General features: G+C 57.0%; 14 protein-coding genes and 1 pseudogene. 7 read left to right on the top strand and 8 right to left on the bottom strand.

Annotation, left to right across the window (positions count from 1 at the left end; genetic code table 11):
• Window positions 1-100: 100 nt before the first annotated feature.
• From GJA01_RS03750 to GJA01_RS03730, 5 genes are all read right to left on the bottom strand, one after another.
• A complete protein-coding gene (locus GJA01_RS03750; RefSeq protein ID WP_172794487.1) occupies window positions 101-1,168 on the bottom strand; it encodes a DUF2125 domain-containing protein in 1,068 nt (355 codons plus the stop codon).
• A gap of 271 nt (window positions 1,169-1,439) precedes the next feature.
• The gene (locus GJA01_RS03745) at window positions 1,440-2,177 is read right to left on the bottom strand and encodes a lysophospholipid acyltransferase family protein (protein ID WP_062504669.1); all 738 of its coding nucleotides are present in this window, start codon (window positions 2,175-2,177) and stop codon (window positions 1,440-1,442) included.
• Between the two features lie 44 nt (window positions 2,178-2,221).
• Window positions 2,222-2,815, bottom strand: coding sequence for a YdcF family protein (locus tag GJA01_RS03740; protein ID WP_062504671.1), 594 nt, complete (start codon window positions 2,813-2,815; stop codon window positions 2,222-2,224).
• A complete protein-coding gene (locus GJA01_RS03735; RefSeq protein ID WP_062504673.1) occupies window positions 2,812-3,711 on the bottom strand; it encodes a cell division protein FtsX in 900 nt (299 codons plus the stop codon). The genes GJA01_RS03740 and GJA01_RS03735 overlap by 4 nt, the downstream gene beginning before the upstream one ends.
• The gene (locus tag GJA01_RS03730; protein WP_062504675.1) at window positions 3,708-4,379 is read right to left on the bottom strand and encodes a cell division ATP-binding protein FtsE; all 672 of its coding nucleotides are present in this window, start codon (window positions 4,377-4,379) and stop codon (window positions 3,708-3,710) included. The genes GJA01_RS03735 and GJA01_RS03730 overlap by 4 nt, the downstream gene beginning before the upstream one ends.
• A 122-nt stretch (window positions 4,380-4,501) precedes the next feature.
• Between GJA01_RS03730 and GJA01_RS15505 the strand changes: the two are divergent.
• Window positions 4,502-4,594 (top strand): annotated as a pseudogene (locus tag GJA01_RS15505) (zinc-ribbon domain-containing protein); the annotation flags it as partial.
• Between the two features lie 15 nt (window positions 4,595-4,609).
• A complete protein-coding gene (locus tag GJA01_RS03725) occupies window positions 4,610-4,987 on the top strand; it encodes a hypothetical protein (protein ID WP_253783360.1) in 378 nt (125 codons plus the stop codon).
• A gap of 6 nt (window positions 4,988-4,993) precedes the next feature.
• Here the strand turns inward: GJA01_RS03725 and GJA01_RS03720 are convergent, their stop codons facing one another.
• The gene (locus GJA01_RS03720; protein WP_023942966.1) at window positions 4,994-5,404 is read right to left on the bottom strand and encodes a hypothetical protein; all 411 of its coding nucleotides are present in this window, start codon (window positions 5,402-5,404) and stop codon (window positions 4,994-4,996) included.
• A 117-nt stretch (window positions 5,405-5,521) separates the two neighbouring features.
• Here GJA01_RS03720 and GJA01_RS03715 point away from each other — a divergent pair, with 117 nt between their 5' ends.
• The 5 genes from GJA01_RS03715 (at window position 5,522) to GJA01_RS03695 (ending at window position 11,674) form a co-directional block, all read left to right on the top strand.
• Window positions 5,522-7,342, top strand: a complete 1,821-nt coding sequence (locus GJA01_RS03715) for an ATP-binding protein (protein WP_062504679.1) — start codon at window positions 5,522-5,524, stop codon at window positions 7,340-7,342.
• Entirely contained in the window at window positions 7,339-9,255 is a 1,917-nt protein-coding gene (locus GJA01_RS03710) for an ATP-binding response regulator (RefSeq protein WP_062504681.1), read from the top strand. Before GJA01_RS03715 ends, GJA01_RS03710 begins: the two co-directional genes overlap by 4 nt.
• A 68-nt stretch (window positions 9,256-9,323) precedes the next feature.
• Complete coding sequence (gene hslV, locus GJA01_RS03705) at window positions 9,324-9,902, top strand: ATP-dependent protease subunit HslV (RefSeq protein ID WP_169925625.1); 579 nt, start codon at window positions 9,324-9,326, stop codon at window positions 9,900-9,902.
• Window position 9,903: 1 nt separating this feature from the next.
• Complete coding sequence (gene hslU / locus GJA01_RS03700; RefSeq protein ID WP_062504683.1) at window positions 9,904-11,226, top strand: ATP-dependent protease ATPase subunit HslU; 1,323 nt, start codon at window positions 9,904-9,906, stop codon at window positions 11,224-11,226.
• 13 nt (window positions 11,227-11,239) lie between these two features.
• Window positions 11,240-11,674, top strand: coding sequence for a SufE family protein (locus GJA01_RS03695; protein ID WP_062504684.1), 435 nt, complete (start codon window positions 11,240-11,242; stop codon window positions 11,672-11,674).
• 66 nt (window positions 11,675-11,740) lie between these two features.
• On the opposite strand, the gene GJA01_RS03690 is transcribed toward GJA01_RS03695, so the two are convergent.
• Window positions 11,741-11,950 carry a hypothetical protein gene (locus tag GJA01_RS03690; protein ID WP_034880455.1) on the bottom strand — a complete coding sequence of 70 codons (210 nt, stop codon included), beginning with the start codon at window positions 11,948-11,950 and terminating at the stop codon, window positions 11,741-11,743.
• Window positions 11,951-12,032: 82 nt separating this feature from the next.
• Window positions 12,033-12,668, bottom strand: coding sequence for an energy transducer TonB (locus GJA01_RS03685; protein ID WP_062504686.1), 636 nt, complete (start codon window positions 12,666-12,668; stop codon window positions 12,033-12,035).
• Window positions 12,669-12,779: the final 111 nt, after the last annotated feature.

The raw sequence follows: 12,779 nt of genomic DNA, 5'->3' as shown, positions 1-12,779 counted from the left end.
CACTGCACACATGACCCGGACCTGAACCTTGAAAGCCGTAGCACGACAAAAGTTTTTGCCTGCGCCACGATTTTGACAAAGATCAAGACATTCCCCGCGTCTACTCTCGCGAATGTGATACGTCAATTTTTTGTGTGGAGATATTTTTCAGAAGTGTTTCCAGAGGCATCGGAAAATGTCCGTTGACGACCGGTATATCTAGGCTCACCGACTGGTTATTCCTGAGGATGTCCGGTGACTGGTTGTGAAGAGTGCGCTCCAGAATGATTTGAAGGTCAGGGGCGAGAGCCGTTCGGACGGGAACTGTATTCAAAAGCTGCTCTGCCGCCTCATGCCAGTTCAGCAGCGTAAGTGTGAGATGACCGGTAGCGGCTGGCAGATCAAGCGCTCCTGAAAAAGACAGGCGATTGTCGTCTCCGAATGAAAATGTCGCTGTTTGCAGGAGAAGACGGTCATATCCCTCAAGAGAGAAGAAAGAAGCTGTGTCTTTCCGTGTTGAGGATGTCAGAGCTGCTATGAAGCGGACGCCTCTTGCAGAAAGCTGAAGGGACGGGAGGGCTGGCGAATGGAGGGATCGGGCGGAGAGTTCAAGGCCCAGACGCGTTGTCCCGTAAGCGGCGTGCGGGACTGCGAGCAGGCGTCCGCTTACTTCGGTCAGGGACGCGGATTGATCCAGTCCTTCTGTCGTCAAGGCAAGCTCTGCCGAAGGCGCCTTGAACGTCGTGTTTTGATCTTTTGAGAACCGCAGATGCAGATCCTGCGACAGGACTGTGGCCTGAGCGGTCAGAGAGAGGAAACGTGCTGCATTTCTGCCAGACAGGAAGACAGGCAGGTCTGTACGCATCAGATCCAGCCATGATCCTCCCGCTCGGAGGGTTGTTCCGCTCCATCCTGCGTCAAAGGGGGCTGCAACAGTCTGCTCGTGGCGCAGGCGTGGGGAAGACAGGGTAACCCATGCGCCAAATGGCCATCCACCAGATGAGGTCCGTTCGACCGTGGTGGTCCATCCTGCTGTCTGAAGGGCCATGCGACAGGTGGCAATTTCTCTTTCGATCATACGCGTTGTACGCCACCACAGAAGGGTGTCCGCGCAGAGAAGGACTGTCACGAGACAGGCAATGACAAGTCCTGGTTTGAGGTAACGGGCAGTATTGAGAGAAAGCTTCACTGAGCCTGTCTTTATGAAGACGGATGTAAATCCTGTTTCTGGCAGGTCTATTTTATCCCCAAAAAAGGATTGAGGGAAAAAACAGTCACGCGAAAAATGGCGGGGCGTCAATATGACAGAAAAAAGGCAGAGATTCGGTGGCGAAATTCCAAGAAAATCCCGGAAAAAAGCGATTTTCGGGAAAGCCTTGGAAACTGGAAAGTTTCTTCCTTATTCCTGCCGCGTAAAGGTATGAAATATCATCATCTCTCAAGGGAAGCCGAAGCGTTTCTCATTCCACAGAGTTATCCACAGGATCTCGTGGCAATGCGTGAGTTGCGCACAGTTCGTCCCATGCATTTTCCAGCGCCCCGGTGAAGGCGCCGCGCCCTTGCGTCGTGGGGAGCGGTTTGCCAATGGCGACCTTCAGAATGCCCGGTCTTTTGTGCCAGGGGGAGCGGTCCCAGAAGAGGCCGGAATTGGTGGCGACCGGGACGACAGGGACACTGGCTTGTCGGGCGAGAGCTATGATCCCGGGCTGAATGGACTGCCGTTCTCCGGGGAGGGTTCTGGTCCCTTCGGGGAAGATGATAATCTGGCGGTTCGCTGCATGAGCGTCTGCGCTGTCTTTCATCATGGCCCGAAGGGCTTTGGAGCCGTCGCTGCGCTTGACCGGTATCATGCCTGCAAGGATGAGCATGGGGCCGACGAGAGGAATGCGTGTGAGTTCCTGTTTGATGATGTAGGTCGGCAGAGGCACCAAATTCATCCAGACAAACCCGTCGAAAAAGGACTGGTGTTGCGATGCGATCAGGCATGGGCCTGAGGGAATGTTTTCCTGGCCCGTGATGGCGATGCGAACAGAGCAGAGGTGTGAGAAGCCAAACAGAACCGCTCTGGACCAGAGCTTGGCGTAGCTCAGGGCCAGATCCTTTCGGCCTAGCGCGCGTATCGGCAGGGCGCCAAGCCCCATGATCAGCGTAAGGAGCAGGAAATACAGATTGAACAGCAGGCCACGGAATATGCTCATGATGCTGTCTGCTCACCAGAAAATGGCCCGTTAGACAAGGGCAATCAGTGTGTGGTCAGGCCCGCTTTTCCATCAGGAAGCCCTGTGAGGTTGCCAAGTTCGGCTCCAAGAAGCTTGAGATATTCGCGAACAAGAAGATGCAGGGTCTGGCGCGTTAAAGGGGCTTCCAGTGCGGGAGGCAGAACGGGATATGGCACCAGATCCAGTTCCGGTGCTGTACGATGCAGTTCCACGATGGCGCGCCGGATATGATACCCGGCCGTGACGACAAGCAGGCTGTGCAGCTTGTGTTCCCGCGCCCATGTGGTGATTTCATACGCATTGCCGATGGTGCTGACGGCGCGGCGCCCCAGCGTGATGCGGGCGATCATGTCTTCTGACAGGGACTGTCTTTGCAGTTTTGCCAATTGGTCGAGCGTGACATGTGGCCCGACCCCCGAAATAAGAAGGAGCTGGCCGTACCCGCCCTTGAGAAGGGTCATGGACGTGTCGATCCGTGACTGTCCGCCTGTGAGAGTGACGATTCCGTCGCAGACCGTTGCGACCTGGGGAGGCTGTCTGGAGTCATGGATGAACCACGCCAGACCAAGGGTCCATATCAGAGCGGTCAGCAGCAGGATGGAGGCGGCGGCTCTCAAGGCAGTCGTCTCAGCCAGACGAGAACCACACCCTGTGCCGTGAGCCAGCCAAGGCAGGCCGCAATGAAGGGCAGTGCTCCCAGTTCTTTCAAAAGAGACGACGGAAGGATGCGCAGAGTGGTCCACCAACCATCAAGCGTCGTTGGAAAAGCCGTTGGAAGTGCGGATTGATGCGCGAAAGGTGAAAGTGTCGTTGCAAGGGAGGTTGTGAGCGGCGTGAGCAGGACCAGTCCTGCGATGCCACCAAGGAAGCTGAGGAGCGCAGCGCGACCTGCGATATGGCTCGAAATAGTGAGGTCGGCGGCGCCGAGGGCATGCACAATCTCCACCGCACGCTTCTGCGCAGCCACGGAACGTCGAACGGTCATGCCGATCGAGAGGGCGGCGATGGCTGCAATCAGGGTCACAGCCAGCCATGCGCAACCGGTCAGGCTTGTGCCGAGGCGCTCGAGTCTCTGTCCCCATTGAAGGTCTTCCTGAAGAACGGCTTCCGGGAGTGTATCGTGGACTGTCGTGGTCAGGTCGGTTCCAGGAGTGTGAGCGACAATCAGGACTTCAGGAAGAGAAAGGCCCGGCAGGCCTTTGTGAGAACCTACGGGTTGCCCGAGCCACGGAGAAAGAAGCTCCTGTACCTTGTCGGTCGAGAGTTTCTGGATGTTCGTGACACCGTTCATTGCTTTCAGAGCTTGGATAAGTGCGTTCGTTCGGTCCGACGCATTCGGGATATCCGTCGGGATTTCGATGGTTGCTGCACTATGAGCAGCCCGGGACCACCCTTCGGCCAAGGCCTGAATACCCGTCAATCCGGCAAGGGCCAGTCCTGCCAGAAGGGTCATGAGGGCAACGAGAAGGGGCAGGCTGCCGGAGCGCAGGCCGGGAGAGACGCGGCGGCTCATGGCTTGACAGCCTGTGGATCAAGCGTGCCGTCGCGAAGCATGATGGACGGTGCAGGGGCTTCTCGCACCAGTCCTTCATTATGGGTGGCAACGATAACGGTGGTTCCGAGATCAATCAGTTCCTGAAAGGTGGAGAGAAGACGTCTGGCCTGAGACTCTTCAAGGGCGTTGGTGGGTTCGTCTGCGAGAAGAATATCTGGGCGTCCGATCAGGGCGCGGGCGATGGCAACGCGCTGCTGTTCTCCGCCTGAGAGAATGGTAGGGCGGGAGTGTGCGTGGGCGGCAACATCCAGCCATTCCAGAACGGAGAAAACTTCCTGCCGGATATCGCGCTCTGACCGGCCTCGTAACCGAAGCGGGAGGGCAACATTGTCAAAAACGGTCCATTCCCCGATCAGACGATAATCCTGCGGTACAAATCCGATGCGCCGCCTCAGATTTCTTAAAGCCCCCCGGCTGGCGTTGGTGATGGATGTTCCCAGAATATCCATCTGGCCAGACGCAGGGCGTGCACCAAGGGTCAGAAGGCGGAGCAGGCTGGATTTGCCGGCGCCCGATGGCCCAAGCAGCCAGCGGAATTCACCCTGCGGAATGTTCAGCGTCATGCTGTGCAGAACGGGTTGCCCAACGCCAGCAGGTTTCAGAGACACATCGCGCAGCCGGATCATGAATGGGCAATCAAAGGTGTTGCGGGTACATTAACCATTTATTAACGGTAACCCCTTCATATGGGCAAGCCAGTTCAGATCAGGCTGATATCGGTAGAGCCTGATTGTTGAAGGATACTGTGATGCGTCTCGAATGTCCCCACTGTCATGCGGTTTTTGAAGTGCCTGAGGCACTTTTGGACCATGCACGCCGGTTGCGCTGTGCAAATTGTGGGGAAAGCTGGGAGATAATGTCTTCCGAGCCTGAATTGCCGGGGGCTGAAGGGGGCGATCAGGGTGTGGAGCAACCAGTTGCCCCAGAGGTGGGGTCGGATGAGCTGCAGGATAACGAAGCGGTTTCTCTGAAGCCTCAGTCAGTTGGGGTGTGTAGTCTGGCTGCAAGAGAAATCGAGCGTCGGCAGGCTGTGCTGCATTCCCGTTCATCCGTTGGCGCGCCAGCTGGATCAGAACCCATGGCTCGAAAAATGATTGGCAGTACAGGGCGCTGGCTGGCCGCATGGGGTGTCAGCCTTGCCATGGTCGGGGGTGGTGCCGTTGCCGCATGGCACTTGAAAGCGGGGGAATTGGTTCACCTGTGGCCAGGTGTTGGCCATTTTGTTTCCCCCTGAGCTTTCTCACATGTTGCGGGCAGCCAGTGCAGAAAGCGTAGCTCCGATAGCGGCGAGGCCCATAAGCAGGAAGCCGTCGAACATCAGCGAACCCGGCGTCAGCAGGTGGCTTCCGATCTGAAGATGCGTCGGTAGCGTACCGGCGACGTGATTCATGATGTCCTTGGCCTGCGGGTCGGCGCTGGCAGCGCTGGTCGTGATGGCGCTGACGATATGGGGCAGGATATACCAGCCCAGACCCAGGATCAGCAGCAGTGGAGCCAGCAGTTCGGCCACCTGCTGGGCGAAGTAGAAGACGAAATAGCACACGGACCAGATGCCCGTCCGGATCAGGGCCCCGGTTGAAAGAGGACCACTTTCCCCGCTACGGGTGTTGAGCAGGCGATCCGTAATGTTGCGGGAGGGCTGAATGTCCATAGATACGGCTTCCACTGGTCCGGTAACGGGAGTTAGTCTTCGCCCCTTGGAAATCGGACGAACATCAGCTTCGGACTAGCTGCAAGAGGCCGTCAATGCAAACATTCCGTCACCGTCATGCTGCCTTCTGATCTCAAAACTTCGTCTGGAGTGACGGAGACGGCGCGCGTTCTGCTCGTGGAGCCGGATGACACCCATGCCCAGCGGATCTGGCGTGTTCTGCTGAAAGAAGGTTTTGCCGTTACCTGTCTGGGGAGTGGCGAGGCCGCGCTGGGCATGGTCGAAGACCTGATGCCCGATCTTGTGGTCGTCTGCTCAGAATTGCCGGGCATGACGGGCGGCCAGCTTGCGCGGCGTCTGCGGCTGGATGCGTTGACCCGGACCATTCCCATTCTGATGCTAACGGAAGACGCGTCTCCGGGCGTGGAGCGTGAAGGACTGGAGAGCGGGGCCGATGCCTATATTTCCAAATCCGCGCATCCTGATCTCCTGGTGCTGCGCATGCGAGCACTTTTGCGGGAGGGGCCGGAGCTTCTTCAGGTAGACGAAGCCTCCCGCCTGCGACGGGCCAGAATCGTGATCGTCAATTCTCCCCGCGATGAGGAAGAAGACGAAGAGATTTCCGACGATGCGCCTGAGACTACGCTGGGCGAACTGCTCTGGCGCGATGGTCATACGGTTACGTCCATCGAGCGGTCTGATGATCTGATTGAAGGTGGCTGGTTGCGGGGCGCGGATGGGCCTGACTGTCTGGTCCTGGAGCTGGGAAGCGGCGAAGAGGATCTGAAGTTCTGCTGGCTGCTCGATGCCCGTCGGCAGGCCGTGCTTGAGGCGGGCGGTATTCCGTTCCGGACGTTGGGCATTGTCGAGGCATCGCGATTCAGACGGCAGTCTTCCGGCGAGTTCTTTGAAGCGGGCATTGATGATCTGGTGCCCAGCGATATTGCCATCGAAGCCCTGGCGATGCGGATCAGGACGCTGGCCCAGCGGCGTATGGCGCAGGATGAATTTCGCCAGCAGGAAATCGAACGTCAGCAGAATGCCCTGACGCTTGAGGCTGCAAGAGCCAAAGCTGAAATGGCCGAGGCACTGGCGCAGGCCAACATGGAACTGGCCCGGACGAATGAGCAGCTCATTCAGGCCCAGTCCAAACTCGTTCAGACCGCCAAGATGGCGTCTTTGGGTGAGTTGGTGGCGGGCATCGCGCATGAGATCAACAATCCGCTGGCGTTTACGATCGCTCATGCGGACACGGTTGAGCGTACCCTGAAACGCCTTCAGACGATGGGTGGCCCTGAAGAGGGGGCTCCTCTCATGCAGAAGGGAATTTCGCGCCTGGAGTCCATGAAGCTGGGTCTCCAGCGTATCCAGAACCTTGTCCTGAGCCTAAGGCGCTTTTCGAGGCTGGATGAGAGTTCATTTCAGACAGTCAATGTTCCCGAAGCTCTGGAAACGGCTTTGGCCCTGTTGGGACATAAGCTGGGACCAGATATTATTATTGAGAAGGACCTTCAGGCACCGGCGCATCTGGTCTGTCAGCCTGCATTTTTGAATCAGGTCGTCATGAACATCATCTCCAATGCTGCCGATGCTCTGGCGGACATGTCTCCGGAAGGCGGTCCGGTGGAGGGGCGAATTGTCATTACGTCACGGCTGGAGAATGGTCGGTATGACATGACGATCAGCGATGACGGGCCGGGTCTGCCGTTTGAATTGAGAAACCGTGTCTTCGATCCGTTTTTTACAACGAAGCCTGTTGGCACCGGAACGGGATTGGGGCTGGCGATTGCCTATAGCGTCATGGAAGCCCACGACGGAACCATCGAAATCACGGATGCCAATCTGCCGGATGGCCGAGGAGTGGGAGCTTGCTTCCGGCTCAGCCTGCCCGTGACAATGACAGAAGAGGGGCCAGTTGCGACTGGTCGTCCCGTATGAGTGTATGGAGTGCAAAGGGGCCAAGTCGTCCCCGGATTCTTCTGGTGGATGATGAGGAGGAAATCCTTGTCGCGCTTGAGGACCTGCTGGAAGACCAGTACGAAATCCTCGCCACGACGGACCCGTTCAGGGCGCTGGATCTTCTGCGCGCGCATCCGGATGTCACAACGATTATTTCCGATCAGCGGATGCCGGGCCTGACGGGCGATCAGCTTCTGATGAAAGCCCGCGCGTTTTCCGATGCGCGCAGTATTCTTCTTACGGGGTATGCGGATCTGGATGCCGTGGTCTCGGCGCTCAATCTGGGGCAGGTGCAGGCCTATGTGCATAAGCCCTGGGATTCGGATGCGCTGAGGTCTCTGGTCGGGGAAGTTACGCAGCATTGCGTGGCCCAGCGTGCCTTGCAGACGGAACAGGCGCTGTTGCGCGGGTTGATGGATGCGTTGCCCATCGGACTGGTTTTTTCGGATGCGCAGGGGCGATGCATCCGGAGTAATATTCTGGACGAAACGGTTCAGAATGTTGGCGATGAACTCCTGCATTTTCCTGAAACGCTGCGCGAAGACGTCCGGCAGATGCGGGAAGACGTTCGGCAGAGCGGTCAGGAAGAGCGGTTGATCGCGGAAAGCGTTCCCGACGAAGAAAGTGGGACGACGCAACGCTGGCACGAACTCACGCGCCTTGCTCTCGCATGGCCGGAGAAAGTCCCTTTGTCGGAGCGTTGGCAGGTCAGCATGGACCGGGATGTCACCCGCCGGGTCATGATGGAAAGCCGGTTACGTCAGGCGGACAAACTCCAGTCCCTTGGAACGCTGGCGGGGGGTATCGCGCATGATTTCAACAATCTTCTGGCAGCGATTTCTGGATCTCTTGAGTTGCTGGAAGATATGGTAGATCTGGATGAGACATCCGGTGCACTCGTCAAAAATGCTATGGAATCTGCGCAGCGGGGCGCAGTTCTGACGCGGCGGCTTCTTCAGTTCGGGCGCCCGCGGGAGGCAAGGCTGGCTCCGGTACGGTTGCAGGACCTTTTGCCGGGGCTTGAGGCTTTGCTGGTGCAGAGTCTCAAGCGCAGAACAGGTGGGGGAGATGCCGCATGTGTTCTGTCTCTTGGCGAACTGGCTGCGGATTTTCCTGCGGTCTGGTCGGATCAGGATCAGCTTGAAATGGCGCTTCTCAATCTGTGCGTAAATGCGCGTGATGCGATGAGCCAGGGAGGAACCGTACGGGTTTCGGCCCGTCTGGTCGGGCAGAAATTCGATACTTTGCCACCGGAATGTTGTCTTGAGCAGGCCGTAGCGATTGATGTGATCGATGAAGGCGAGGGCATGTCTCCAGAGGTGATGAAGCGGATTTTCGATCCGTTTTTCACCACGAAGGATGTGGGGCGTGGAACCGGTCTTGGTCTGTCCAGTGTCTATGGTTTTCTGAGCCGGAGTTATGGCGAGATTGTTGTAGACAGCACGCCCGGGATCGGGACGTGCATGACCCTGATTTTACCCGTGGTTCGAGCAGAAGTCATGGCCGAGCAAAAGGAGCAGGACCAGGCGGCTGTGTCTTTGCGTGTGCTTGTGATTGATGATGAAGCGCCTGTCCGGATGGTGACAGCCGGGTTCCTTCGTCATGATGGGCATAACGTGAGCGCTGTCTCGTGTCTTGCAGAGGCGCTGACGGTTGTGGACGAAAGTGAACCGTTCGATCTCGCGGTGATTGACATGCGGATGCCGGATCATGACGGTCCCGCCTGTGCAGTGGCCCTCACAAAAAGGCTTCCGGATCTAAAGGTCCTGTTCATTAGTGGGCATACGGACACGGTGCCAACGCAAGGCTCGGAAGAGCCTCTTGCCAAACCGTTCACGCATAAAGGGTTGCAGTCCGCGATCCAGCGTCTGATGCAGCCTTCTTCAGCATAACCTGGCGTCATGATCTGAAATCGAGCGCCCTCTTGTCAGTGGAAAAGGCAGCCCCATCTTTTCAGGTGATGTCTTATCAAACTACTCCCCACGATCCGGTCGGCTGGCATGGCACGACCATTCTCTGTGTCCGCCGCGATGGGCATGTTGCCATGGCGGGGGACGGGCAGGTCTCTCTCGGAGCGACTGTTATCAAAGGCAATGCGCGCAAGGTTCGGCGTATTGGTCCGCATGGCAAAATCCTTGCGGGCTTTGCTGGTGCGACCGCTGATGCCTTCACATTGCTGGAAAGGTTAGAGGCAAAACTCGAGCGCTATCCGGGGCAACTTGAGCGGGCCTGCGTCGAACTGGCAAAGGACTGGCGAACGGATCGCTATCTGCGCCGACTGGAAGCCATGATGGCCGTTGCCGATGCGGAGCGCTCCTTCACGCTGACAGGAAATGGCGATGTGCTGGAGCCGGAAGATGGCATCGTCGCCATTGGGTCGGGCGGGAACTACGCCCTGTCGGCTGCTCGGGCGTTGATGACGGTTGAAGGTCTGAGTGCGGAAGAGATTGCGCGCCGGGCCATGAAGATTGCTGGCGATATCTGCGTTTACACGAACTATTCCGTGACGCTGGAAACACTTGGCGGGGAGGCTTCCTGATATGGCCGTACCAAATTTTGCACCCCGCGAAATCGTCTCCGAACTTGATCGCTTTATTGTCGGGCAGTCCGATGCCAAGCGCGCTGTCGCAATTGCCATGCGTAACCGCTGGCGCCGGTCCCAGCTTCCGGACGGCCTGCGGGACGAGGTTGTTCCCAAGAACATTCTGATGATCGGCCCGACAGGGTGTGGCAAGACGGAAATTGCCCGTCGTCTGGCGAAGCTGGCACAGTCACCGTTCCTCAAGGTCGAAGCCACGAAGTTCACGGAAGTGGGCTATGTGGGCCGTGATGTGGACAGCATCATCAGGGATCTTGTTGAAGTCTCGCTGACCATGCTGCGCGAAAGCCGCCGCAAGGATGTGCAGGAAAAAGCCCGGGCAGCGGCTGAAAACCGTTTGGTTGATGCGCTTGTCGGGGAAGGGGCCACGGCCGATACAAAGGTCAAGTTTCGCCAGATGCTCCGGGATGGAACGCTGGAAGACAAGGAAATCGAGATCGAGATTGCCCCTGATCCACAGACCGGAGGTGGTAAGGAAAGCAGCGATATTCCTGGTTTACAGTCTGGGCAGATCATCAGCTTCAATGACATGATGAAAGGCTTTGTGAACCGGATGCCTTCACGCAAAAAGCTGAAGGTGTCTGTGGCGCGGGAACAGCTTATTCGGGAAGAGGCCGACAAGCTTCTGGATGATGATGCACTGAAGCGCGAGGCCGTGGAGCATACCCAGAACCATGGAATTGTCTTTCTGGATGAGATCGACAAAGTCTGTGCGACGTCCGAGCATGGAACGCGGAGCGGGGATGTCTCTCGCGAAGGCGTGCAGCGCGATCTGTTGCCTTTGATCGAGGGGACGACGGTCAGCACGAAATATGGTTCTGTGAAGACGGATCATATTCTCTTCATCGCTTCCGGGGCCTTCCACGTCGCTAAACCGTCGGATCTGCTGCCTGAGTTGCAGGGGCGTCTCCCCATTCGTGTGGAGCTGTCAGGGCTGAACCGGGACGATCTGAAACGTATTCTGATGGAGCCGGAACACTCGCTCCTCAAGCAGTATGTCAGCCTACTGGGAACGGAAGGTGTCACGCTTGAATTTGCGGATGACGCGGTAGACGCGCTGGCGGAACTGGCCGCGGATATCAACGAGCGTGTTGAAAATATTGGCGCGCGTCGTCTGGCAACCGTTCTTGAAAAGCTGCTGGAGGACGTGTCTTTTGCGGCTTCCGAGCGCAAAGGCGAGACCGTGAGGGTGACGGCAGAGGATGTTCGTGACAGGGTGGCGCCACTTGCCCGCAAGGGTGATCTGAGCCGCTTCATTCTGTAACGGAGACTGATTTGTGAGTGATGCCTTCCTTGCGCCGCAAGAGGAAACTGCTGCCGCTGCCATTGAGGAAATCGAAGCCGAGCTGGCCATGTTCGACGACTGGATGGAGCGGTATCAATACATCATCGAGATGGGGCGTAAGCTGCCTGTTTTCCCGACAGAATGGCAGGATGATGCCCATCGTGTTCCGGGATGCCAGAGCCAGGTCTGGCTTGAAGCGGAAGACCGCGATGGCCGGCTCTTTTTTGCCGGGGCTTCGGATGCTGCGATTGTGCAGGGGCTCGTAGCGTTGCTGCTACGCGTCTATTCGGGTCGTCCCTGTGAGGAAATTCTTCAGACGAGCCCGGTTTTCCTGCACGATATGGGGCTGGTCAAGGCACTGTCTACCAATCGTGGAAACGGGGTCGAAGCCATGGCGCAGGCTATTCTCAAACGCGCTGCGGCCTGATTTTCTACTGGATTATGTAAAAGCAAAAGCCCCTGCCAACTTTGCTGGCAGGGGCCTTTTTTATGCTCAGTTGGATGGCTGTGCCGCCTGAGGGGCAGGAGCATCACACTTGGTGAACTTGCCCTTGGCGTCGCGACAGGGTTTTGGCTTCTTTGGAGCCTCGCATTTGGTGAATTTGCCTTTGGCATCGCGGCAGGGCTGGGACTTGGCGTGTGCAAGCTGGCCGCCAAAAGCAATGGTGGCGCAAGCAAGAAGAGCGACTTTACGAAAGGTCATGCGTAGCCTCTATGCAGTTCTACCCTGAAGCGGCAGGGTTTGATGCAGATTATGGAATGGTCTGCCTATTGGGCACAAGGTTTCACTGAAACCCATCGTTTTTGTCTTTTGCGTCTGACGTCCAGTTTATTTTGCCATGATAAGGCGCCGAGACAGGTTGTCCGTCTTTCATGGCCGGAAAGTATCGAGCCAACGTGAAATAGGCGAGTGTTGCCTGTTTCAAAATTTCTGGTCCTGGGCTGGCGGAACAGTCATGTGCAATGCCCGCCATATCAATCTGGCACGTTACAGTAAATCGTCCTGAAATATCTTTGTCATTGGCAAAATCAGGATAGTACGGAAATGCAGTGTGCGCGTGATCCAAGACAGGGGCAGTTGCTGTTTTGCTAGCTCGAAAGGGAAGGGTGTCTTCCCAATGACTTTCTATGGGCTGGCCGTTTTTATAAGCGGGTAAAAATTTGGATGAATAAGCATACGCTTCCGCGGCCAGCGCGAAATCTGGTGCGGTAGCGGATGTCTGGCAGCTTCGAGGCTGACCTTTTTCCGTAATGATGCAGAGAATGTGGGCCGAACCCTCATGTCGTGCTTCAAGTTCGGCTGGTGGATACACCAGGTGTCCGCGATGATTGGGATCCAGAACCGCTATTACAGGTGCGGTATCGTCGCTGTGCGCGGGAAAAGGGGCAATTGCCAAGAAGGCCGAGATGGTGAGAGCCATTCCGTACCGAAAAACAAGCACTGTACCCTCACTGTAGGAATGTATTTCATAATGTAACGGAAACTTAGAAAGTTTTTGTTGGGATTTGAAGATAAAAAAGGGGCACCCGAA

Source organism: Gluconobacter japonicus, from assembly GCF_002723975.1.
Lineage (GTDB): Bacteria > Pseudomonadota > Alphaproteobacteria > Acetobacterales > Acetobacteraceae > Gluconobacter > Gluconobacter japonicus.
This window is presented reverse-complemented; position numbering and strand designations above follow the sequence as displayed.